Below are 23,438 nucleotides of genomic sequence, written 5' to 3' on the forward strand. Positions count from 1 at the left end.
ACCACATAAGTATACAAGACCATGTGTCGACAATGCGTCGATAAAAAAAACCATTGAATGTTTTTTCCAATGGTTTTTTATTATTTACATAAAATTGCCTATATACTTCGACGAGTAAATCCACAAACTAAATTGGAACATATACTCTACATGATACGAATTATTTACTTAAAGCTTTTTTCTTCTTTACACCATATCCAACGATACTTCCAGATAAAACAATTAATCCAAGACAAAGCATTGTATTCGTTGTATCTCCTGTTTGAGGAGAAGTAGGTTTTGATGGTGTTTCTGGTTGTATTTGTCCTGTTGAGCTTTCTTTTCCAATTACTCCATAGTAACTAAAGTGGTCAGTAATAAACACTAGCTTTCCATCAATAAGTTGACTTGGAATAATCGTTACCTTCCCATTGTCATCAATATAAACAACCTGTAATTCAGACATTGCTTTCATTTCTTCAGTTAATGATAAACTAATCTTTAATTTCCCATTAGGCTGAATCTCAACTCCATTTTTTAGAAGTTTAATATCATAAACTCCAGCAATCGTTTTTCCAGCAACAACTTTATTTACATTATTTTGGAATTCTTTCATTTCTTCTTTGGATTTAGGAGTTACAACTAAGGTAATATCCTCAGCGAAAGGTGAGCCATCTTCATACCCAATCTCTAAACCTGTTGTTTTATCTACAATAGTGGTTTTAGATGGAAGCTTGTCAATAACTTTATTCACAGCGATTTCTATCGATTTATCACCACTTGTTAATATTATAGTTCCAACAATAGAACCTGCTTTATCAATAGTAGCCTTTGTGATGATAGGTGAACCCGTTTTCCATATAGCTGTTACATCATCTACGGAAGAAATACCAGTAGCTACAGCATCAAGGATATTTTTATTTGTTGTACTATTTGTTACACCAAATTCTTTGATTGCCTTTTCTGCTAATGGTTTTGCTTCCTCTAGTCTGCTAGAATCGGTTGCTGCAACAAAAGTAAGAGTAACATCCATAGGATTTCCATTACTTCCAACATATCCGGTATCATAATCGTATGTAATAGGTGTATCCAATGTAACGTCCGTTAGTGTTCCATTGTCGTTGAATGTAGCACCTACAAAATTGGATGCTTTACTCTTATCAAATCCTGCATCATATGCACTCAACAAATAACCTTTATTTTTAATAAAAGCAATAGTTCTTTCCTGTGCAGAACATTCAAAGTAATCAAAATTATCATAGTTACTTAAATCTAGGCTTGTAAGTTGATTTCTAGAACAATCCAAAGATGTTAAAGCCTCATTGTTTTTCAAATTAAGACTTTTAAGTTTATTGTCAGAACAATACAAATCCGTTAAAGCCACATTCTTATCCACATTTAGATCTGTGAGTTGATTAGAATAACATCCCAAGGATAATAAAGCAGTATTCTTACTCACATCTAAGTTAGCGAGTTGATTTTCTCCACAATCTAAAGATGTTAAAGCCTCGTTCTTATCCACACTTAGATCTGTGAGCTGATTGTTAGCACAAGACAATTCTTTTAAAGCTGCATTTTGACTTACATCTAAGCTTTCTATTTGATTGTCAGAACAATCCAAAGATGTCAAAGCCACATTCTTATCCAAATTTAGATTTTCGAGTTGATTAGAATAACATTCCAAGGTTAATAAAGCAGTATTCTTACTCACATCTAAATCTGTAAGTTGATTTCTTTGACAATATAACTCTTTTAAAGCCGTATTGTAACTTAGATCTAAGCTTTTGAGGTTACTTGCGGAACAATCCAAAGTTGTTAAAGCAGTATTCTTACTTACATCTAGCGTTTTAAGATTCGTGCTATGATCACATTTCAAATATTCTAAAGCTGTATTTTGACTGATAATTAAGTCTGTCAAAGTTCCACTCCAACTACAATCTAAATAAGTTAAAGCTGTATTCGCACTTAAATCTAAAGTTGTGACTCTACTAGTCGAAAATGTCAACTTTTTCAAAGCTGTATTCGCACTTAAATCTAAATTATTGATATCACTTTGTACAATTTTTAAACTTGTTAAAGCAGTATTTTGACTCAAATCTATACTTTTCAAAAATGGAACCGTTTTTATTGACAAATCTGTTAAAGCAGTAAAATATTCTATTCCTTTAAAGTCATTGATACCACCTTCATCAAAAGCCATTGTTGTTGCGGCATTTATTTCTGCTTGTGATAATGAATAATTCTTATCTGTATCAACAACATTTTTTACATAATCTCGAAAAACTGAATCTGGAAAATTTGTGTAGTCAATCGAAATATCTCCCGCTCTAGTGTTATCCGCTATATTGCTTTCTTGCGCAAATACATTTGCCGGCATAACAGAAAATGCCATTGCTAATACCATTGTTGATGATAATAGTATTTTTTCTACTTTCTTTTTCTTATCTTTCATTTTTGTTTCCTCCTCGTATATTTATTGTTTTAATTAAATCATTGCCACACTATATTTTAAACTTCACTTCCTCTAATAATATATTATTAGAATTCTTCTCTTCATTTAAAAATTTACCAGCGAATACACCTCCCAGAAGAACGGATTATAACCAAGTACATACTTCATCCTACCATCCTTCTCTTTTTTTACTATGTAAGTATACAACACTGTGTGTCGACAATGCGTCGATAAAAAACCCATTGAATGGGTTTTTTATTACTTATTTAAAATTACTTATTAATTTCCTTGTAAGCGATCATAATAATCACTTACACAACTAGATAACAATAACAAGAACGCATAAATTGGTACATTCGAATTATTTACTTAAAGCTTTTTTCTTCTTTACACCATATCCAACGATACTTCCAGATAAAACAATCAATCCAAGACAAAGCATTGTATTTGATGTATCACCTGTTTGAGGAGAAGTAGGTTTTGATGGTGTTTCTGGTTGTATTTGTCCTGTTGAATTTTCTTTTCCAATTACTCCATAGTAACTGAAGTGATCCGTGATAAACACTAATTTCCCATCAATAAGTTGACTTGGAATAATTGTTACCATCCCATTATCATCAATATAAACAACTTGTAATTCAGACATTGCTTTCATTTCTTCAGTTAATGATAAACTAATCTTTAATTTCCCATTAGGCTGAATCTCAACTCCATTTTTTAGAAGTTTAATATCATAAACTCCAGCAATCGTTTTTCCAGTAACAACTTTATTTACATTATTTTGGAATTCTTTCATTTCTTCTTTTGATTTAGGAGTCACCACTAAGGTAATATCCTCAGCGAAAGGTGAGCCATCTTCATACCCAATCTCTATACCTGTTGTTTTATCTACAATAGTAGTTTTAGATGGAAGCTTGTCAATAACTTTATTCACAGCGATTTCTATCGATTTACTACCACTTGTTAATATAATAGTTCCAGTAATAGAACCTTCTTTATCTTTTGTTGCCTTTGTGATGATTGGTGAACCCGTTTTCCATGTAGCTGTTACATCATCTACGGAAGAAATACCAGTAGCTACAGCATCAAGGATATTTTTATTTGTTGTACTATTTGTTACACCAAATTCTTTGATTGCCTTTTCTGCTAATGGTTTTGCTTCCTCTAGTTTGCTAGAATCTTTTCTATCAGTAAAAGTAAGAGTAACATCCATAAGCAAACCACTGTTTCTAATCATACTACTGTTGCTTTGTGGAATAAAAGCATTGAAGCCAGTATCATAATTATATGTAATAGGTGTATCTAATGTAACACCTGTTAGTGTTCCATCGCCTTCCAATGTAGCACCTTCAAAATCAGATGCGTTACTCTTATTAAATCCTGCATCATACGCACTCAACAAATACCCTTTATTTTTATCATAAGTAAAAGTTCTTGTCTGTGCAGAACAATCCAATAATTCTAGAAAAGTATTATTGCTTAAATCCAAACTTGTAAGTTGATTGCCATTGCAATACAATTCTGCTAACGCTGTATTTTGGCTAACATCTAAACTTGTGAGTTGAGTGTTAAAGCATGCTAAATATTCTAATTTTATATTCTTGCTAACATCTATACTTGTAAATTGATTAAAATACAGTTTTAAATATTCGTTTTCTTCTGGCATTGCTTCTATTGGAATATTACAACAAAGCAATTCATTTAAATTGATATTATTAGTCACATCTAAACTAGTCAGTTGATTGAACATGCAGACTAATACTTCTAAATCAGTATTATTAGTTACATCTAAGTTACCTAATGGATTTGCACTACAATCTAATTCCCGTAAAGCAGTATTCTCACTAACATCCAAGCTCGTAATATTATTGAAGGAGCACGCTAACTTCTCTAAATTGCTATTTTTACTTACATCTAAACTTGTAAGTTGATTTTCATCGCACATAATGACTTCTAAAGCTGTATTTTGCCTCAAATCTAAACTTGTAAGCTTATTATTATTACAATATAAATCTGTTAAAGCGCTAAAATATTCAATTCCCTTTAAATCTGTAATCTCTTTATATGATAAATTCATCGTTGTTACTTTATTTCTTTCTTCTTGTGATAGAAACCCATCTTTATTCGAGTCTATATTTGCATTTACATCTTCTGATATGTACTGTCTAAATATAGAATCTGGAAAATTTGTTTCATTAATCTCCACCTCTCCTGATCTAGGGCTTGCGGAATTTTTGTTGTTAGTATCATTCTCCGTCGCAAATACATTTATTGGCATAACAGTAAATGCCATTGTTAATACCATTGTTGATGATAATAGTATTTTTTCTACTCTCTTTTTCATATTCTTCATTCTTTTATTTTTCTCCTTGTATATTTATTATTTTGATTAAATCATTGCCACACTATATTTTAACTTCACTTCCTTTCATAATATGTTATTAGAATTCTTCTCTTCATTTAAAAATTTACCAGCGAATACACCTCCCAGAAGAATGGATTGTAATTAAGTACTTCATCCTAATATATCCCTCTTCTTTCACTTACCTCATAAGTGTACCATACCCTATGTCGACAATGCGTCGATAAAAAAACCATTGAATCACTTTCCAATGGTTTTTTTATTATTTACTAGAAATTACTTCTAAGCCTCCGCGTGTAAATTCGCTCCAACTAAATTGGGACATATACTCACCATGATACGCATTGATTCCAACGTTATCTCCTTGTAACCAATCATAATAATCACAGGCAACATTGCTTGTTGCTATTGCCATGACACCACGACTTTTATAGATAATATTCTCTACACCAAGCTTAGAAAGAGTTTTGATTAAATCAGAACGTAAATCTCGTAAATAAGAACTTTTTTTATAATTACTTGCATCATCCTCCCATAAATTTGCTATGATTTCGCCATTTGTACAAAACGATCCTTTTCGATCTACTAAAAATGCAAGTAATTCTTTAGTTTTTTTATACATAAATTTGACAGGTTGTCCTTCTATAAATATTTCAAAATTACCAAAACATTGAATCCAAACATCATGAGTCTTAAAAATTGATATAGAATATCTCAAATTATCTAATTCATTTTTTATCTTTTCTTTCGTAACTGGTTTCATAACATATCCGCTACTATGGATGTTAAGCGCCTGTATAGCATAGTCTTTATACGCAGTTACAAAAATAATATTTATTCTTGGGTTTGTTATTTTTAATCGTTTAGCAAGTGAAATTCCATCAAGCTCTGCCATATCAATATCTAGAAAGGCTATTTCACATGCTTCTTTAACATGAAATTTTAGGGCTTCCTCCCCTGAAATATATCCAAACACCTGTTCTCTTGGTAATACTTCTTTAATGGAATTAACCAATAAATTTAAAGCGATTCTTTCGTCATCTACTGCAATGATATTCATTTTTTTAATTTCTCCTTTGGTATGCTCATGGTTACGATTGTCCCTTTATTAACTGTACTTTCAATGAGAATAGTTCCTTTACACATCGCAAATAATCTCTCTTGTACATTTTTCAATCCTATATGTGTTCTATCGTCTGTTGGTGGTGATTCTGAATCAAATCCAATACCATCATCAGAAATAACGATTTCAAAACATTCTTTTTTTTCGCGTGTTGAAATTGAAATTACTCCTCCATTTCTCTTTTTGAGGATGCCATGCTTTACTGCATTTTCTACAATTGGTTGAACTGTGAGAGAAGGTATTAAGAAATCTTCCGTTTGAATATCATAGTCAGTCCTCAATTTTTCTTCAAAACGTTTTTTCTCAATATTAAGATATAGTTTGATGTGTTGAAGTTCATCTTTAAAAGGGATAAGATTTGTTTTAGTTAAAGCGTCTAAATTATGTCGTAGATAATCTGCGAATTCTGCAGTAACCTTTTTTGCTTCCTTTGGATTTTCATCACACAAACCACAAATTATCGTTAAGGTATTATATAAAAAATGGGGCTGTATCTGACTTAATAAAATAGCAACTCTACTTTGAACAAGCTGATTTTCTTGTTTTTCCAACCGCGCTTGTTGGTCTCGTTGCAATACTACATAAATCCAAATTAACGCTAGGGATACAGAAAGGAAAATCTGTGGCCCATCCCAAAAAAAGCGTAAAACAAGTGCAATTAATGGGAAGATGCAATAACTAAGTAATGCCCATAATTCACTTATACTTAGTAATTTACGACAACGTAATAAAACAAGCATCCAAAAGAGACATCCCACCCCCCAAATGAGATGTCCAAGCCAATATACTTTATGAAAATTTAAAGACTCATGACTGGTTTGTAAATTGATTGCGCTTGAAACCCCATTTGTACAAATAAGAATAGTCCATACAACAATGGCCAACAAAGTAAAAAAATATAAAATATATATATATTTTCGTGAGATGGTTTCTCTTTGGGAAAGAATTGAGAAGATAAAGAAACAAAAAACAGCATTTCCAATTAAGGATAAAATAGTAGGGGTAACGGATAGAAAAATCAATAACAGGGGAAAGTTTGTGTATTGGCATAAGAACCAACGCATTGCATCTAAAACCAATACCAAAGCATGGCATATAATAATAAAGGTAAGCCTTTTTTCAAAAATAGACTTAGTGCTTGTTTGATGCATGCCCACATATAGTATTAGAATTATCATTGCCGCAAATATTTCAAGACATCCGTTTGCAAGTTCCAAAATCATCACCATTTCGGCATTTGCCGCCCCTTCATTATGTAGTATACTATATTTGATTGTAAATTTTAAATTATCTAAAAATTTAATTACCTTTTGAACGTGTTTTCTTATATTGTAATATTATATATGAATACACATTTTCTTTCAATGTTTCTAGAGTATAAAGAGCGCATTCTAAAGTTAGAATTTCTTTTTACATTTTCGCAGAGGACTGTTCAAGTATAAAACAAAAAGGAATGGACAACACCTATTGGTATTTCCATTCCTTTTTAAGGTTTCATATCTTTAAACTGCTCCATCCGTTTTGTTTCTAGTTCTTGTAATTCTGTAAACATATCTGTTAAACCTTTTGTATCATAATTCGACATTTATTAACAATCGGTCTGTTCTTCCTTTTCCATCTTCAAATGGATGGATATGCTCAAACATAATATCAAGTTATATTTTGTCAATGAACCGAGTTACATACAGAGTATATCAATAGTTCTTTCCTGTTTCTATCTCGCTGGCATTTTAAACTCTACAAGTGCTTTGTTCAAAAAGTCATTAAACCCTTGCATCGCTTTGAATTTTTCCACTGCAAGATTTAAAAACGTTTCACTATCCATAAGTAAATTATCTTCCACATAGTACTCTAAGTAAAAACTCTTATACTTCAAATAGGAGGCCATAGGATGTTCCTTATCATATCCTCTTGGTACATTTTTAAGTGATGTCCCTTTCAATGTAAAATGTTCACAAAAGGATGGATCTGAAATAATCTTTAGAAACTCATCCCCATGATTACATATATATTCTCGAATCATTGTTGCTGCATTTGTAAACATATCTGTAAATAAACCACCGCCTAAAAAGCTCATATCTTCAGGACTAATAGAAATATAATACCCTACTGGAATTGGGTATTTACCCTTTGATGAAATATGTGCACGAAAGGTTGGATTATAGGGCGATTTATCATTGCTAAAACGAGTATCTCTTACCATTTTAAAAGTAAGGTCTTTAGGATTATGAAATAGTACACTTTCATCAAACTCACTGATTCTTATAATGAGTTCTTGTAGAAAGGCTTCAAATTCCTTCTCTGCAATCTTACGCTCTTCTTTATGTGCCGCATACCATTCACGACAATTGTTTCTTCTTAGTTCTAACAAATAATCTAATATGATGTTCATGTTCATTGCATTGGTTCTCCATTTTCAAAATGAAGCATCTTCTCCATAGGCTTTGATTGTAATAGTTGTTTTAAAAGCTCTTTTGATTGTATCGTGGATTTATACTTTGGTAATTCATCAAATACAATTGTTAAATCATCAAGTGAATCCATCGTCTCTTTATATTCTGTTAATACATTTAATTTTAGATATTCTAAATTCGCAGGCTGTAAACGATGTTGTTTGATTGCATATTCAATTCGTTTCTCGCAACAACAATACCCACTCTCGCTTAACCCACAATGCTCACTTAGAAAATCTGCGACTTTCTTTCTCGCTCTAGATAATTTTTGACGATAGTTTTCTGGTGTTAAATCCAATACTTCTCCTGCAACTTTACTATCAATTTTAAACATCGTTCCCAATATAAAAATACAACGTGTTTTTGGGTCTAAACATTGAAGTAACACATTGGTACAAGAGAGTTTCAACTCTTCCGCTAATACTTCACGCTCTATCCCCAACAAAACCTCTTCACTATCTTCTATAAAGCCCGCTTTGATGTCATTCGCATAAAAATCAAAGTCTAGTGGATACTTTGAGAACATATGCTTTTTATAATCAATCAAATAATTTGTTGCGATGCGATATACCCATGTCTTAAACGAAGACTTTCCTTGAAAGGAAGACAAGTGCGTAAGCATACGTATCAAAATATCCTGTGTTGCATCTTGGGCGTCAGCGACGCCTCCTAACATCCTTAAAGAAAGATTGAATACAAAATCCTCTACCTCCAGAATCAACGCTTCTAATGCCTCGTTATCACCCTCTAATGCTTTTGCTAAACATTCTTCTAATTTTTCTTTTTCCATATGTAAACTTCTCCTTTTCACTTATTAGACATCTTTTTCATAAAGTTGTGACAGAATTTCATATATTATATTATATTCCTACATAAAAAGTATAGCACACTAAGAAAACACAGAAAAAAATAACACTTAATCACCTTACGTTTCCAAACGTGACCTGTGTTATTCTCTTATTAAATTAGTTATGACAAGCAAAATACGCTTCATCCTCTACTGGTTCTAACCATTCAGTATTTCCACCCTCTGAAGGGATTTCAATCGCTACATGCGCAAACCAACGATCTTGTTGTGCTCCATGCCAGTGTTTTACTTCAGGGGCAATATAAACGACATCCCCCATCTTTAACATTCTAGCATTGCTTCCTGCTTCCTGATAGATTCCTTTTCCACCAGTAACCAAAAGAATTTGTCCACCTTTATGATGAATATGCCAATTATTTCTACAGTTCGGTTCAAAGGTAACATTACCTACACTAACACCTTCCATATTCAACATGTTCAAATAACTTTGTCCTGTGAAGTACTTCGCAAAGGCATCATTCTTATCCCCCGTTTCAAATACTTCTACACCCAAATCTTTGATCATTTCTTCTTTGTTCATAAATGAGTTTCTCCCACATTCTCTAACCATCCCATCACGCTTCCTCGTAACATTTTTCCACCATCTCCTTGTATTTGTAAGGCTTCTTTTACATGTGCACTTGGACAAAGTTCTTGAATCGTTTTATCCGCATGCCCCATTCCTCCTCCACCATGTGTGATAAATGGAAGAATGATTTTATCTGTAAAATCATATTTGGTTAAAAATGTTGAAACCACAGGTACAACCGTACCACACCAATTAGGTGAACCTACATAAATGGTATCATATGAGTTGATATCGAACGGCATTTTTTCTATTTCAGGTTTTATCCCGTTCTTTATTTCTTCGCTCGCTTGTTTTACTAAACTTGAATATTGATTAGTATATGGAACCACAGGTTTAATTTCACATAGATCACTTCCTGTAATTTCTGCGATATATTTTGAAACTGTCTCTGTATGTAAAGAGCTTGTGAAATACACAACGATTGCTTTTTTGCTCATACTATAAATCCTCCTTATCTTCATCATACTCCTTGGAGTACACTCCATGTCAAGTAATTTGAAATAAATAAACAAAGTCACTCTAGGTAAAGAAAGATTTCTCTTTATAAAAACCACAAAAAATGCGAGCAATTTATTCTCGCATTTTTACACATTATTCCTTTATCACTCTTTTTCTACGATTCATAATCATCACAAGAAGTGCACCACTACCTGCTGTCCATAGAATATAAGAAGCCCCTCTTTCATCTCCGGTATTTGGTGAAGTTGGTTTCGTTGGTTTCGTAGGTTTCGTTGGTGCAATCGGATCCTGAGATGACTCGGAATCCTTTTCATGTATGGTAAAGGATTTCTCAATAACAATGGTATTATCCTCTTTATCTGTAAAGATTATCTTTCCTTCACCAGGATTGATATTCTCTGCGTAGCTTACTACGTAGCGGTCTATTGCGATTTTAAAGTCTTTTCCTTCAATAGGCCGGCTCTCTTTGATTTTATATTCTGGTTTAATCTGACTGCCTGTATAAATAATATTCGCTTCATCAATAATAGTGATGTCCTCTGACCTAAGTGCTATAGTAAAGTTGCCGGTTCCTGTTAAATCACCGTTATCACCAGTAGTTATAATTCCTTCTAAAGCAAGGTATAATTCTCCCTTATTCGTCAGTGTTCCATCGTTGAAAATGGTTCCCTTATTCATGATGGTTTCGTTATTCGCAATTGTTCCATCATTCATTATCGTTCCATGATTCGTAATCGTTCCATCATTTGTAATCATTTCGATATTTACTATAGTTCCATTATTCGTAATCGTTTCATGATTCGTAATTGTTTTTTTATTCGTTATGGTTCCATCATTCATAATCGTTTTGTCATTCGTAATCGTTTCGTTATTCATTATAGTCCCATTATTTGCAATCATTTCGTTATTCGTAATCGTTTTGTTATTCGTAATCGTTTTGTTATTCGTAATGGTACCATCGTTCGTAATCGTTCCATCATTCATAATGGTTCCACCATTAGTCAAAGTGATGCCGCTTCCTATAGAAAAATTCTTACCAGCATCAATAGTCAGGACGTCGTCTGCTTTGATTGTCGCATTCGCCTGCAATGTCGGTGAACCATAAACAGTTCCTTCTTCACCTCCAAAGATAACGCCTTGTGTACCAGAAGAGTGGTTCAAATTAGTCCGATCTTGAATTTTTCCAGCCCTAATAAAGGCGTTTCCAGAACCAGCTGCAGAACAGGTAGTAGAAAACGTACCCTTAACAGCACTTCCCCCTCCTCCTCCGATAATCCCATCAGCCGTCTCTCCTGCTATTGCCTCTACCGTACCGCCACAGATACAAATCGTTCCGCCAGCTCCTGTACGTCCTCCGCCGATTGCTGCTCCAAAATAAGTAGATCCATCCACATCGCCCCTTGCTTTTATCATTCCCCCACTAATATGAATCGAGTTGCAAGCTCCTCCATATCCTCCGCCGATTCCTGCTCCAGAATAGGCGTTCGCTCCATCTCTCTGTCCCCCTGCATTTACCGTTCCCCCAGTAATATTAATATTTCCGCTGGCTCCGTTTTCTCCTCCGCCGATTCCTGCTCCATAAGTGCCTGCTGTTGCCTCTACTGTACCGCCACTGATGCTAATCTCTCCACCGGCTGCTCCTTTTCCTCCGCCGATTCCTGCTCCATTTTGGCCTGCTGTTGCCTTTACCGTGCCGCCACTGATGCTAATCTCTCCACCGGCTCCTCCTTTTCCTCCGCCGATTCCTGCTCCAAGATTGTCTCCCGTTGCCTCTACTGTACCGCCAGTAATGTTAATCTTTCCGCCGGCTCTTCCATTTCCACCGCCGATTCCTGCTCCATAAGCGCCTCCCGTTGCCTCTACCATGCCGCCACTGATGCTAATCTCTCCACCGGCTCCTTCATTTCCACCGCCGATTCCTGCTCCATGAAAGTCTTTTGCCGTTGCCTTTACCGTACCGCCAGTAATGTTAATCTTTCCACAGGCTCCTTTATTTCCTCCTCCAATTCCTGCTCCATTTTGGTTTGCTTTTGCTATTAAGCTGCCTTTCCCAGCTATTGTTATCTTCGTCCCCTCAGGTACTGTTAGCCCTGCTCCTTTTCCTGACGTATTATCTTCTGACGGAATGAATGATGCATTCAGTGTATTCTCACCCTCCAGATTTAGGGCAGCCTCGGCACCTGCTTGCAGCATCACAGGTGAGCTGCCTGCGGACGTAGATGTTAAGCTCACACCGCTAAGCGTCAGCTTTACACCTGTTGCTCCATTAATCACAACATTGTAGTCATTCGTTGCATCTGTTCCCGTTAAAGTTAACGTGGTGTCTTTAGAAATGTTATCTTGAACAATGCCTGTTGTATTTACTGCAGTGATTTTGGAAGTTACCTTTATAGTATTAGTGTTTGTGCCATTCTCTATTTTAACACTACCCATACTCACGTCATATGTATAGGCTACGATACTACTCTCGCCCGCAAAAACTTGAACCTCTGGCAATGCCAAGTCTCCCGCAAGGACATATCCTTCTCCAAAAGTATCGGTTGATACTGCATGGATAAGAGTTGATGGTTGTATGCACATAAAGGCTAACGCCACCGTTGATAAGCATGCGAATATACGTGTTGCTTTACTTCTTTTTTTCATAGTTTTTTCTCACCTTTCTTAATTTTAAACACTTTTGTGATTCTTAATCCTAGCTATATCATAACTGAAATTTTAAGAAAAAAACGAAAATTACGTGAAATGTAGTATATGCTTCGTGAATAACAGGATTTTTTTATTAAGTGGCGATTTCGCATCGGAAATTGTAAAGAAAAAACCGCTATTGCTAGCGGTTTAGGCTTCTTGTCCCTCATCAAATTGAGAGTTATATAACTGCGTATAGAAACCATCTTTTTTCATCAATTCTTCATGATCTCCGACCTCAACTATATCTCCATCTTTCATAACGAGAATTACATCTGCGTCACGAATCGTAGATAGTCGATGGGCGATTACGAAACATGTACGATTCTTCATTAGGTTTTCCATACCCTTTTGAATTAATACTTCCGTACGAGTATCGACAGAAGAAGTAGCTTCATCTAGAATTAGAATCTTAGGATCTGCCAAGAATGCACGAGCAATTGTTAGTAACTGCTTTTGTCCTTGAGAGATATTGCTAGATTCTTCATTGATTTCTGTTTGGTATCCATGATCTAAAGTACGAATAAAGTGATCAACATACGCAGCATCTGCTGCAGCGATAACTTCTTCATCGCTTGCATCTAGGCGACCATAACGTAGGTTGTCCATGATACTACCTTCAAACAACCATGCATCTTGTAGAACCATACCAAATAAAGAACGTAAATCAGCGCGTGTATATTCTTTAACATCTGTACCATCGATATAAATAGTACCGCTATTCAATTCATAGAAGCGCATCAATAGTTTTACGATGGTTGTCTTACCAGCACCAGTAGGTCCAACAATCGCAACGCGTTTTCCTGCATTGATATACATAGAGAAGTCGTTGATAATAATTTTATCTGGAGTATAACCAAAGTGTACATTTTCAAATGTTACAGTTCCTTGAATTAGGGATTCTCCTGTTTCATCTACGATTGCTTTTGGTGTCGTTGTTTCCGCAACTTCTTCCTCTTCTTCTAGGATTTCAAAGATACGTTCTGCACCAGCTGCGGCAGATTGTAAAGTGTTCATAACTTGTGCTAATTGAGAAATTGGTTGGTTAAGTCCTCTTACATACGTAATGAAGGCTTGGATATCACCAACTGTGATTCCTCCTCCTGCAGCTAACCATCCACCTAATAAACATACACCAACGTATCCTAAGTTTCCAACAAATTGGGTAATAGGCATCATCATACCAGATAAGAACTGAGATTTCCATGCAGTTCCATATAGGTTATCGTTATGTTCATTGAATTCACGTACAGAACGTTCTTCTCCATTGAAGGCTTTCATAACGACATGTCCACTATACATCTCTTCTACATGTCCATTTACATCAGATAAATATTGTTGTTGACGTTTAAAGTAAATCTGAGATTTCTTAACGATAATAGATACAAATACTAAGGACAATGGAATGACACAAATTGCCATTAAAGTCATTTGCCAACTAATTGTTAACATCATGATTGGATAACCAATCACCATAACAATTGATTGTAACCCTTGTGACATAGATTGGTTTAATGACATCTGTAAAGTATCAATATCATTGGTTACACGGGATAATACATCCCCATGAGATCTTGTATCAAAGTATGAGAATGGAAGAGCATTGATTTTCTTCGCAATCTGTTCACGTAGTTGGTAAGATAGCTTTTGAACAACAGCAGCAATGGTAATACCAACAACGTATTGAATGAAGGAACTAATCAAATAGATTCCTACTAATAATACGATGATTTGAAGAATATAATCAAAATCAATACCACCATTCCCTTTTGCTAGTTTTTGAAAACCAGTGATCAATTCATCGGTAGCCTTTGCTAGAATTTTAGGTCCTAGTATTGTTAATACAACGGAGATGATTGTAAATATGATAGAAGTAATCATGCGTCCATAATACGGACGAAGTAACTTAATCAACTTCTTCATTGTTCCAGAGAAGTCTTTGGCTTTTTGTACAGGTGCGCCTCCACCCATTGGTCCATGCCCTGGTCGGCCCATAGGACGAGCTTGCTTTTCTTTACTCATTTCCCAGTTCCTCCTTTGACAATTGACTATATGCAATTTCTTGATATACTTCACAGTTTTTCATAAGTTCATTATGTGTACCAATACCAGCTACACGTCCCTTATCTAAAACTACGATGCGTTCAGCATGCATAATAGATGAAATTCGTTGTGCAACTAATAATACGGTTGCATTTGTTTTCTTTGTTAATTTATTTAATTCTCCACGTAATTTGGAATCTGTTTTAAAGTCCAATGCACTAAAGGAGTCATCGAAGATATAAATTTCTGGTTTATTTACCAATGCACGAGCGATGGATAAACGTTGTTTTTGTCCACCAGATACATTGGTTCCACCTTGTGAAATTGCAGTTGCATATTTCTCAGGTTTTGCATCAATGATTTCTGTTGCTTGTGCAATGCGTGCAGCATCATCCAATTCTTCTTGCGTTGCATTTTCTTTTGCATAACGAAGATTACTTTCAATATCACCAGAGAATAAGACACCTTTTTGAGGTACATATCCAATTTTTTCACGTAAGTCGTGTTGTGAAACATCACGGATATCTACACCATCTACACGTATCGTTCCCTCTGTTACATCAAAGAAACGAGGTACTAAATTGATAATCGTAGATTTTCCACTACCAGTACTTCCAATGAACGCTGTAGTCTCTCCTGGTTTTGCGGTAAAGTTGATATCATGTAAGACATCTTCTTCAGCTCCTGGATAACGGAAGCTTACATTTTGGAAGTCGATATAACCTTTTTGATCTTGACTGAATGTTTTAGGTTGTTTAGGATCTTGAATACGAACTTTGCAGTTCAATACTTCTAAACAACGTTTTGCGGATACACTCGCACGAGGCAATATAACGGCGACCATAGCAATCATTAAGAACGCCATGATAATTTGCATAGAGTATTGAATGAAGGCAAGCATATCACCAACCTGAATACTTCCACTCTCGATTTGATGTCCACCAAACCAAATAATAAGTAAAGAAGCTCCATTCATTACCATCATCATAGCTGGCATCATGAAAGACATCGTACGGTTAATGAATAATTGATTCTTCATGATTTTTCCATTTACGTCGTTGAATTTTTCTTCTTCATATTGTTGTGTGTTAAATGCACGAACAACTGGCATACCATCTAAGAATTCACGTGTAACGCCATTCAATTTATCAAGTAATTTTTGTGACATTTTGAATTTTGGCATTGCGATTACCATCAATACACCAATTAAGCTTAATAATACAATTACACAAAGTGCAATAATCCAAGTCATTTCTGCGCCAGAATTAACAACATGCAAGACTGCCCCAATTCCAATAATAGGTGCATAGATAACGACACGTAAGAACATGATAATTACCAATTGAATTTGTTGAATATCATTGGTTGTTCTTGTGATTAAAGATGATGTTGAGAATTTATTGAATTCTTCATTGGAGAAGCTTTCTACTTTCTCAAATACATTTTTACGCAAGTTTCTAGATAACCCTGCACCTACACGAGATGCAAGCAACCCTACTAAGATAGCACATATTGCACTACCTAATGCAATTCCAAGCATTTTTGCACCTGCAACTAGAATATATTGATTTTGCATAGTATCTGTATCAATTCCAATTGCTTTGTACTCTGCTTTTACAAAGGATGCACCTGCTGCACCAGCAACACTTGTACCCATGGATTCTAAGTTCTTATCGATTTCTTTTTCAGCTTCATCGAAACCAGTCATTTTATCAGATGGAATCATAGAGAAAACTAGGTATGGGTCTGTAATATTTTGGGCTTTCATCATTTGGTATACAGGAGATGTTTCATCATTGATCATCTTGTATAAGTCGCTTTCCTTATCCTTCAACATCTGGTTAATACCTGTTACCATAAGTTCAGATTTGATAAGGGAAGCACTCAATTTATCTCTTGTAGCCTCATCTATTTCTTTTAATTCATATACATTTTGTTTTTCTAAAGCAGGATAGTCATCCTTTTGTTCTTTTGATGCTTGATCGCTTGTTAACAATGTATAATTGTCTTCAAACAACTGCTTATCCGCATCCTTCATAAACATCGCTAGATGTTGATACTCACTTTCTCGGATGACTTCTGGTACACCATCTTCAATACCACTCTTGGAGATACCAGTATCCACGATATCTGACATATAATCTGGTAATGCCAGTTCACATTGTGCTTGTCCAAATAATAGCGCAATGATTACAATCAGTGAGAGTGTAAACGGTTTTAAGTATTTCACTAACTTTAACATGTATGATCTCCTTTCTTACAATGTTCCTTCTTCATTTGTTTGAAGTGTTCTCTACACTTTTCCAAAATACGAATCAGTGCTTGGGAATCTTCTTCTCCAAGGATTTCAATGAATTCAACGAGTTTCTCCGTAACATGTTCTTCATTCTTTTCAATAACCTCCATGCCTGTATCACTGACCTTGATATAGACACTTCTACGATCATTTTCTGGAATTACACGTTCAATCCACTGATTCTTTTCTAGACTACGCATCATTTGTGATACGGCAGCTGGTGTTACATTGAAATATGTGCTAATATCGCTCATCTTCATTAAGTTACCGCCTTGTACGATACAATCCAGAATCATTAGATCACGATTTCTTATGCCATGATGTTCTTCAAAAGCAGAAAACCGGACGCTTTCTCTACGCATCATGTAGAACATGTGATAAAGTCTTCGGACAATCTCCATCTCATCCATTTCAACACTTCCTCTCCAATAGTTAAGTTACTTAACAATTAACTATGTTAACTATTATAGTAAGTTTTTTTAATATGTCAACACATTTACTTCACTTCACATTTTTTTCACATGGTTAGCATTCCCCAAATATAATTCCCCATAATGTTAATTGCTACAACAACAAAAAAAAGATGCGATTTCTCACATCTTACGCTTCACTATCTTCTTTTGGTTGTGCAGCTTCTATGGTCTTAAGAAACCCAACTGCTTTTTCAACAAAGTACATCTTACTACCATGATTGTTTACATAACGGAAATGATTTTCTGCTTCTTCAAAATCACGATTTACAAAAGCAATCAATCCTAAATAGTAATGAGAATCAACTTTCTGGAATTCGTATATAGAAGTCTTGAGTGCTTCTTCATAATATGTTCTTGTTTTCCCGAAGTCTTGATTCATTAAATCTAATTTATTCTGTATTCCCTGAATGCATTGTGTACGCATAAGTCCCATAGGTCCATTTTGCATACGCACACTGCTTTTTTCACATTCATCCAATTGAAACTTCACCATACTCTCATCACCTAATTGATAATACGCATAGGACATAACGGAGTAATAAGGAAACATCATCGCATTTTTATTACGTTCACATGTTACCATAACATCTGCCGCTAAATGAGGATCGTTTAAATAAATCATACATTGTGCTAAATATTGTGGTAAAGGAAAGCTTTTCTTCTTTCTGCTTTTCTTTGCTAGTGCAAAGATTGCAGATGCGCAAGCCTCTGGATCACACTGATCATACAACAAGGAAATGATAGGTTGTACCGCAAGTGCTTTTCTTCTGGATAATTGGAAGAACGTTAACGCATATATAACAAACGCCAACATCATCACAATCATATCATTGATCCACATAATAACTACAAAGATTGCTAGAATACTAATGATATATAGTAAATTCATACGTAATGTATAATCCCATGCCTTCTTTGCCATTTCTTCATATTCTTCATGGTATGTATGATGTAATCGATACACACGTTCTACTTCTGCTACACTGCTCACCGCATTCTTGCGTAAATCGTTTCTACGTCCACGATTAGGAATACTCAACCATCCATACACGCAAACACCGATTGCTGGTAATAAGAGTACCATACCAACAACAACCATTACAGAGAATAGTGCAAAGATAATTAAATACATAAAGAAAAAAGACAAGTTGAATCGTTGAAGAGCATATGTCGTCAACAACAATCCATTAGCTGCGCTAGCACCTAGTAGTGCCCCAACAAAAAATGGTAAGAACTTCATTTCTAGTATTTCTGGTTGTTTCGCCATTTCAGCTGCTTGTTTAATAACTTCATTTGCATAGTCTGCATACAACCATCCAAACATAATTGCCCCAAAAACTGCGGCACCTAATAACCATCCTAAATGTTTTTTACATTGATATTTCCACATAAGTATACCTCGTTTAACTGTAACATATGATACCATACTTCTAAAAAAAGAAAAAGGAAAACACTGTTATCCTACTACATTTCGCAAAATTTTATGTATTCTTAACACAATTTCTCATATTTCTAAAAAAACGAGTCCCTACTTCGTAAGCAAGATATACAAGAAAATGCCAGATAGAACTTCATCTGACATTTCCATAGTATCATTATTCGCTTTTTACTTCTCTTCCATTCATCATATTACGACATCCATAAAGAATGAGTGCAGATATTACGAAATTCATCAATAAAGATAGCAGTGATATCATCAGGATAAGTGTCATATTGAACACTCCAAGATTAAACATAACCACAATCAAAATGATACTAGGAACTGCGGCTAATCCACAAATCAACATACGTATCATATTTTCCATGATGGCATTATTACGACTCTTTAAAAGTCTTGTTGCTAATACAGAAGCACTGATAAACAAACATGCATATCCTACTAACATAATATAATATTGAATGGCATCCATGATATTCCCTTGCAATAAAATCATACCAACGATTACTGGGAAGAGGATAACAATCATATTCTTCATAATATAAGGTAGTACCAAATACAATAACTTTCGTATTGGTTTATCTGGAATCAAATAAATTTGATAGTTGTTCATCTCTTTCATAAATTCTGAATTTTGTGTTGTTAAAAACAACCAGAAGATAATCATGTACATAAAGAACTCAAACCCTAAATCCGATATCATCGTAATAACAAGATAAACACCTAAGAAAATAAAATCTTGAATTTGAAGGAAGGAATTTGTCTTCTTCATGAGTAACAAATTCTTAGAATATATGGCAGCAGCACCTTCTTTAAAGTTAGATTTCACATCACGTACTTTTTTATCATTCATACTGGAACGATTTCCAGCTTTTACTTCCTTGTAGCGTTTTGTAAATTCGATAGCATCTTCCATCGCCTTTTCCACAAACGCTCCCTTATAGTTACACATGAGTACATAGATACCTATACAAGAACCAACCAATAGGAACAAGCCTATAAGCATGTATATTGTATTTCCCATTATACTATTTACCAATATCAGTTTGATCCAACCAAACAATGGTACAAAATAGAATACATCAGATTCTAAGAATTTCATGACTCCATCTTTTAGAATAAAATCATTTTGCGCAAGACTGTATATAAATATAGCAGCTACAAGAACTACATATAACCCAAGGATATAAATAGATAAATATTTATATTTTTTATCTTTTATACTTAATAAATACACATAATAATATAAGATTGTGAAGAAGAAATACACCAAAGAATGGGCAAGAAAGTTTAAGAATAAAAACCCTACGCTATATTCTAAAGAACTCCCCAACATCACCATCATAAATAAGGACACAGCTCCACAAAGAAGAGATCCTACAATGGATTGTGACATAATAAACTGCATAGCATGTTTACGTTTAAATGGTCCTGAAAACAAATAAAACGCATCGTTTTCCATAAAGAGTGATTTTCTTGTCTGCATTAACATCATGGTAACCATAAGTGCAGTAAATCCAATCCCAACGAAAATCACACTATTGATTTTGTTAATATTCATAACGGATAATGCAACATCGGGATTCATTAACAATCCTATAAAGGTTCCACCATACACAAGAATCAAAAAGATTGCGAATAATGCAGATCCTAATTTAGAGAATACATTGCGGACATTTCCCTTCATCCGCAGAAAATAGAGATAGATCAGTGCCTTCATTTCTATTCACCATCACTATCCGTACAAGCAAAGAAGATTTCCTTTAGATTTTCTTCCCCTTTTTCATTTCGATTCAAATGACGTACAATTTTACCTTTGTTCATGATATACGCAACATCCCAAAATTCATCAAAGATATCAATGATATGTGTAGAAACAAAGATGGCCACTCCTTCTTCTTTCAACTTCATCAACATGTGTAAAGTATCTTCAATACTTGCTGGATCTAATCCCACCATTGGTTCATCGATCATCAATGTTTTAGGAGAAATGATAAGGGCAAGCAACATACTTACTTTTTGTTTCATCCCTTTGGATAATTCTTTTACTACTTTTTTACGTTTTTCATCTAATTTAAACAAGTGAATATAGGTATCTGCTTTTTCTTTATAATCTTTACTACGATATGCTTTACCAATGAATTCAACATGTTCATCAATGGTTAATAAATCATATAGTACAGGTGCTTCTGGAATATATCCAAAACTACGTTTTGCTTCTAGTGTATCATTCTTATACCCATCAATGGTAATTTCACCTTTAAACTCTAACAAGTTGGTAATACTTTTAATTGTCGTAGACTTACCTGCCCCATTAGGACCTAATAAAACGGTAATCTCTCCATCCTTTGCGCAAATATTTACGTCTTCCAAGGCTTTAAATGAACCATAATGCTTCGTTAAATTCTTTACTTCAATCATGATGAACCCTCTCTTTCATTTGTTTTTCTTTCCCTACACGATAGAACCCATGGAGCGATCCTATGATAAACCATAGTGCAACACCTAATACAAACAACATAAATATATCTTCATCCCACATGAGAATATAACAGATAAGAAATCCTATTCCAAACAACAATTGCACGGCATAATACCCATAGGAACGTACATTCATGTTGCCTTGTTTCCCTTTCACTCGCATATAGCAAGCGATTGCCATCGTGATTCCACCTGCCAATAAGCCACCTGCGCCTGCCGCAAACCATATGCTTCTAGTGGTTGTTGTTAAATACGCACAAAGTAGACCAAGCGCAATACATACAATACTTACAAAAAAGGAAGTTCGATATTGTTCACTTCTAGTTGCGACTTCACTATGAAGTGGAATCGTACCAGTAGGAGCTACGAAGAAGTTGAGGCCTTTTTGCCATTTACCAACCAAACTCCAACCACCTTCTTCAAAAAAAGCTAAATAATCTTCTTTCTCCTCTTTTTTTACTTTTTGAATATCATAACTAAAGATTAGATCTTGTGGTTCTTCTTTATGAAGCTCATAAAATACAAGGAATTTTAACTTTCGAAAAATCCAACCATCAAGTGCATATTCATGTAACATATTCATATCTTTGTTATCTGAAAATGCCAATCCGCTACAAAATATATACTTCCTATTCTTCATACCCTTCCTCCTCTAATATACGTCTACCATCTTCCACCATATGCCTTCTTCGCTTATATTCTTGTCTAAGAATAACAAAACCTTCTTCCGTAATCTTATAGGTCTTCGTACGATCATCTGAAGTCTGTGAAATCCAATTTGTCTTATGAAGTTTCTTTAATAACGTATACAAGGTGCCAGGCCCTATGACTACATTCTTATCTGTCATTTCTTCAACAAATTTCATAATTGCATACCCATGACGTTCTTTTACAAGAGCAAGCAAGATATAATACATGGAATCTGTTAGTTGTTCACTATCTACTACGTTATTTTTTGACATATACCCTCCTTGCACTATATATCCAATCACGATATATCCATTATAGATATAGTCTATCATTTCATATACTTCGTGTCAATAAAAGATACCCTATTTTTACTCACCTAAATCGAGTAGAGACTAATAATCATTAATGTTATTTCGTCCCTCTCACACCACCGTACGTACGGGTCTCGTATACGGCGGTTCAGTATTTTACTTGTTTATAGTAATCTGTAAAGAAAATATATCCTAGTGATTTAATGCATTCATTTCCTAATGTCTTTTTGAGAACAGGGCTATTTGCGATTCGCCAATAGCCTTTTCTTGTATTCGCATTACGATATGCTTCATTTTCACTCATACCTAGTTTGATAAGGTTTTTGCACCTTGTCTTTATTTTCTTCCATTGTTTCCATATTCGGCACCTTATCTTACTTCGCATCCATTCATCTATTTGCTTTAGTAGTTTCCTCATATCTGCTATCTTAAAATAATTTACCCATCCCATAATATATCTTCTAAGCCTAATTGGACATTCCTCGTTTGAGACATTTCCTTTCGATTTATTTAATAAATATCGGATTTGGTTCTTCATCTTCTTTAGCGATTTCTGGTGTATCCTTACCTTAGCACCTTTACTGAAATAAAATCCAAAGCCTAAAAATTTAACTTTCGTCGCATGTGCCACAACCGTTTTCTCCTTATTAACTTTCAATTTCAATTTTCCTTCAATAAAGTTTGTTATAGATTTTTTTACTCTTTCTGCTCCTCTTGATGTACGACAAAATATCATCACATCATCCGCAAAACGAAC

General features: G+C 34.6%; 20 protein-coding genes. 1 reads left to right on the forward strand and 19 read right to left on the reverse strand.

Translation table 11 applies throughout. From position 1 onward, the window contains the following. Window positions 1-160: 160 nt before the first annotated feature. The 4 genes from ACWG42_RS03375 to ACWG42_RS03390 form a co-directional block, all read right to left on the reverse strand. Entirely contained in the window at window positions 161-2,431 is a 2,271-nt protein-coding gene (locus tag ACWG42_RS03375) for a leucine-rich repeat domain-containing protein (protein WP_455790102.1), read from the reverse strand. Window positions 2,432-2,792: 361 nt separating this feature from the next. After that, window positions 2,793-4,784 (reverse strand): hypothetical protein, encoded by a 1,992-nt coding sequence (locus tag ACWG42_RS03380; protein WP_455790103.1) that lies wholly within the window; start codon window positions 4,782-4,784, stop codon window positions 2,793-2,795. Window positions 4,785-5,055: 271 nt separating this feature from the next. Next, window positions 5,056-5,853 carry a response regulator gene (locus tag ACWG42_RS03385; protein ID WP_455790104.1) on the reverse strand — a complete coding sequence of 266 codons (798 nt, stop codon included), beginning with the start codon at window positions 5,851-5,853 and terminating at the stop codon, window positions 5,056-5,058. After that, on the reverse strand, window positions 5,850-6,656 hold the full coding sequence (locus ACWG42_RS03390) for a sensor histidine kinase (RefSeq protein WP_455790105.1): 807 nt from the start codon (window positions 6,654-6,656) through the stop codon (window positions 5,850-5,852). Before ACWG42_RS03390 ends, ACWG42_RS03385 begins: the two co-directional genes overlap by 4 nt. Before the next feature lie 136 nt (window positions 6,657-6,792). Between ACWG42_RS03390 and ACWG42_RS03395 the strand changes: the two genes are divergently transcribed. Continuing rightward, entirely contained in the window at window positions 6,793-7,062 is a 270-nt protein-coding gene (locus tag ACWG42_RS03395; RefSeq protein WP_455790106.1) for a hypothetical protein, read from the forward strand. 425 nt (window positions 7,063-7,487) lie between these two features. On the opposite strand, the gene ACWG42_RS03400 is transcribed toward ACWG42_RS03395, so the two are convergent. From ACWG42_RS03400 to ACWG42_RS03470, 15 genes are all read right to left on the reverse strand, one after another. Next, a complete protein-coding gene (locus ACWG42_RS03400; RefSeq protein WP_455790121.1) occupies window positions 7,488-7,562 on the reverse strand; it encodes a Fic family protein in 75 nt (24 codons plus the stop codon). Window positions 7,563-7,630: 68 nt separating this feature from the next. Next, window positions 7,631-8,308, reverse strand: a complete 678-nt coding sequence (locus ACWG42_RS03405) for a DUF2461 domain-containing protein (RefSeq protein WP_455790107.1) — start codon at window positions 8,306-8,308, stop codon at window positions 7,631-7,633. Between the two features lie 2 nt (window positions 8,309-8,310). Continuing rightward, window positions 8,311-9,159 (reverse strand): RNA polymerase sigma factor, encoded by an 849-nt coding sequence (locus tag ACWG42_RS03410; protein WP_455790108.1) that lies wholly within the window; start codon window positions 9,157-9,159, stop codon window positions 8,311-8,313. A gap of 175 nt (window positions 9,160-9,334) precedes the next feature. Continuing rightward, window positions 9,335-9,757 carry a cupin domain-containing protein gene (locus ACWG42_RS03415; protein ID WP_455790109.1) on the reverse strand — a complete coding sequence of 141 codons (423 nt, stop codon included), beginning with the start codon at window positions 9,755-9,757 and terminating at the stop codon, window positions 9,335-9,337. Continuing rightward, window positions 9,754-10,242, reverse strand: coding sequence for a flavodoxin (locus tag ACWG42_RS03420; RefSeq protein WP_455790110.1), 489 nt, complete (start codon window positions 10,240-10,242; stop codon window positions 9,754-9,756). Before ACWG42_RS03420 ends, ACWG42_RS03415 begins: the two co-directional genes overlap by 4 nt. A 154-nt stretch (window positions 10,243-10,396) precedes the next feature. Further along, the gene (locus tag ACWG42_RS03425; protein ID WP_455790111.1) at window positions 10,397-12,907 is read right to left on the reverse strand and encodes a hypothetical protein; all 2,511 of its coding nucleotides are present in this window, start codon (window positions 12,905-12,907) and stop codon (window positions 10,397-10,399) included. Window positions 12,908-13,099: 192 nt separating this feature from the next. After that, window positions 13,100-14,971 carry an ABC transporter ATP-binding protein gene (locus tag ACWG42_RS03430; protein WP_455790112.1) on the reverse strand — a complete coding sequence of 624 codons (1,872 nt, stop codon included), beginning with the start codon at window positions 14,969-14,971 and terminating at the stop codon, window positions 13,100-13,102. Beyond that, window positions 14,964-17,234, reverse strand: a complete 2,271-nt coding sequence (locus ACWG42_RS03435) for an ABC transporter ATP-binding protein (protein WP_455790113.1) — start codon at window positions 17,232-17,234, stop codon at window positions 14,964-14,966. The genes ACWG42_RS03430 and ACWG42_RS03435 overlap by 8 nt, the downstream gene beginning before the upstream one ends. Further along, window positions 17,228-17,698: a MarR family winged helix-turn-helix transcriptional regulator gene (locus tag ACWG42_RS03440; protein ID WP_455790114.1), complete on the reverse strand. Its 471-nt coding sequence runs from the start codon at window positions 17,696-17,698 to the stop codon at window positions 17,228-17,230. The genes ACWG42_RS03435 and ACWG42_RS03440 overlap by 7 nt, the downstream gene beginning before the upstream one ends. Before the next feature lie 190 nt (window positions 17,699-17,888). Then, a complete protein-coding gene (locus tag ACWG42_RS03445) occupies window positions 17,889-19,151 on the reverse strand; it encodes a hypothetical protein (protein ID WP_455790115.1) in 1,263 nt (420 codons plus the stop codon). Window positions 19,152-19,356: 205 nt separating this feature from the next. Beyond that, window positions 19,357-20,919 (reverse strand): putative ABC exporter domain-containing protein, encoded by a 1,563-nt coding sequence (locus ACWG42_RS03450; RefSeq protein ID WP_455790116.1) that lies wholly within the window; start codon window positions 20,917-20,919, stop codon window positions 19,357-19,359. Between the two features lie 2 nt (window positions 20,920-20,921). Then, a complete protein-coding gene (locus ACWG42_RS03455) occupies window positions 20,922-21,620 on the reverse strand; it encodes an ABC transporter ATP-binding protein (protein ID WP_455790117.1) in 699 nt (232 codons plus the stop codon). Then, window positions 21,613-22,320: a DUF2812 domain-containing protein gene (locus ACWG42_RS03460; RefSeq protein WP_455790118.1), complete on the reverse strand. Its 708-nt coding sequence runs from the start codon at window positions 22,318-22,320 to the stop codon at window positions 21,613-21,615. The genes ACWG42_RS03455 and ACWG42_RS03460 overlap by 8 nt, the downstream gene beginning before the upstream one ends. Then, window positions 22,310-22,642, reverse strand: a complete 333-nt coding sequence (locus tag ACWG42_RS03465) for a PadR family transcriptional regulator (protein WP_455790119.1) — start codon at window positions 22,640-22,642, stop codon at window positions 22,310-22,312. Before ACWG42_RS03465 ends, ACWG42_RS03460 begins: the two co-directional genes overlap by 11 nt. Window positions 22,643-22,829: 187 nt before the next feature. Continuing rightward, on the reverse strand, window positions 22,830-23,438 hold a 609-nt coding region (locus ACWG42_RS03470), incomplete at its 5' end, for a group II intron maturase-specific domain-containing protein (RefSeq protein ID WP_455790120.1).

This window comes from Amedibacillus sp. YH-ame10, assembly GCF_053848885.1.

Excerpts from the sequence above, each read along its gene's own strand:
- ACWG42_RS03375 (WP_455790102.1), bottom strand. The coding sequence starts at position 2,431 with ATGAAAGATAAGAAAAAGAAAGTAGAAAAAATACTATTATCATCAACA.
- ACWG42_RS03380 (WP_455790103.1), bottom strand. The coding sequence starts at position 4,784 with ATGAAGAATATGAAAAAGAGAGTAGAAAAAATACTATTATCATCAACA.
- ACWG42_RS03385 (WP_455790104.1), bottom strand. The coding sequence starts at position 5,853 with ATGAATATCATTGCAGTAGATGACGAAAGAATCGCTTTAAATTTATTG.
- ACWG42_RS03390 (WP_455790105.1), bottom strand. The coding sequence starts at position 6,656 with ATGCTTGTTTTATTACGTTGTCGTAAATTACTAAGTATAAGTGAATTA.
- ACWG42_RS03395 (WP_455790106.1), top strand. The coding sequence starts at position 6,793 with ATGGCCAACAAAGTAAAAAAATATAAAATATATATATATTTTCGTGAG.
- ACWG42_RS03405 (WP_455790107.1), bottom strand. The coding sequence starts at position 8,308 with ATGAACATCATATTAGATTATTTGTTAGAACTAAGAAGAAACAATTGT.
- ACWG42_RS03410 (WP_455790108.1), bottom strand. The coding sequence starts at position 9,159 with ATGGAAAAAGAAAAATTAGAAGAATGTTTAGCAAAAGCATTAGAGGGT.
- ACWG42_RS03415 (WP_455790109.1), bottom strand. The coding sequence starts at position 9,757 with ATGAACAAAGAAGAAATGATCAAAGATTTGGGTGTAGAAGTATTTGAA.
- ACWG42_RS03420 (WP_455790110.1), bottom strand. The coding sequence starts at position 10,242 with ATGAGCAAAAAAGCAATCGTTGTGTATTTCACAAGCTCTTTACATACA.
- ACWG42_RS03425 (WP_455790111.1), bottom strand. The coding sequence starts at position 12,907 with ATGAAAAAAAGAAGTAAAGCAACACGTATATTCGCATGCTTATCAACG.
- ACWG42_RS03430 (WP_455790112.1), bottom strand. The coding sequence starts at position 14,971 with ATGAGTAAAGAAAAGCAAGCTCGTCCTATGGGCCGACCAGGGCATGGA.
- ACWG42_RS03435 (WP_455790113.1), bottom strand. The coding sequence starts at position 17,234 with ATGTTAAAGTTAGTGAAATACTTAAAACCGTTTACACTCTCACTGATT.
- ACWG42_RS03440 (WP_455790114.1), bottom strand. The coding sequence starts at position 17,698 with ATGGATGAGATGGAGATTGTCCGAAGACTTTATCACATGTTCTACATG.
- ACWG42_RS03445 (WP_455790115.1), bottom strand. The coding sequence starts at position 19,151 with ATGTGGAAATATCAATGTAAAAAACATTTAGGATGGTTATTAGGTGCC.
- ACWG42_RS03450 (WP_455790116.1), bottom strand. The coding sequence starts at position 20,919 with ATGAAGGCACTGATCTATCTCTATTTTCTGCGGATGAAGGGAAATGTC.
- ACWG42_RS03455 (WP_455790117.1), bottom strand. The coding sequence starts at position 21,620 with ATGATTGAAGTAAAGAATTTAACGAAGCATTATGGTTCATTTAAAGCC.
- ACWG42_RS03460 (WP_455790118.1), bottom strand. The coding sequence starts at position 22,320 with ATGAAGAATAGGAAGTATATATTTTGTAGCGGATTGGCATTTTCAGAT.
- ACWG42_RS03465 (WP_455790119.1), bottom strand. The coding sequence starts at position 22,642 with ATGTCAAAAAATAACGTAGTAGATAGTGAACAACTAACAGATTCCATG.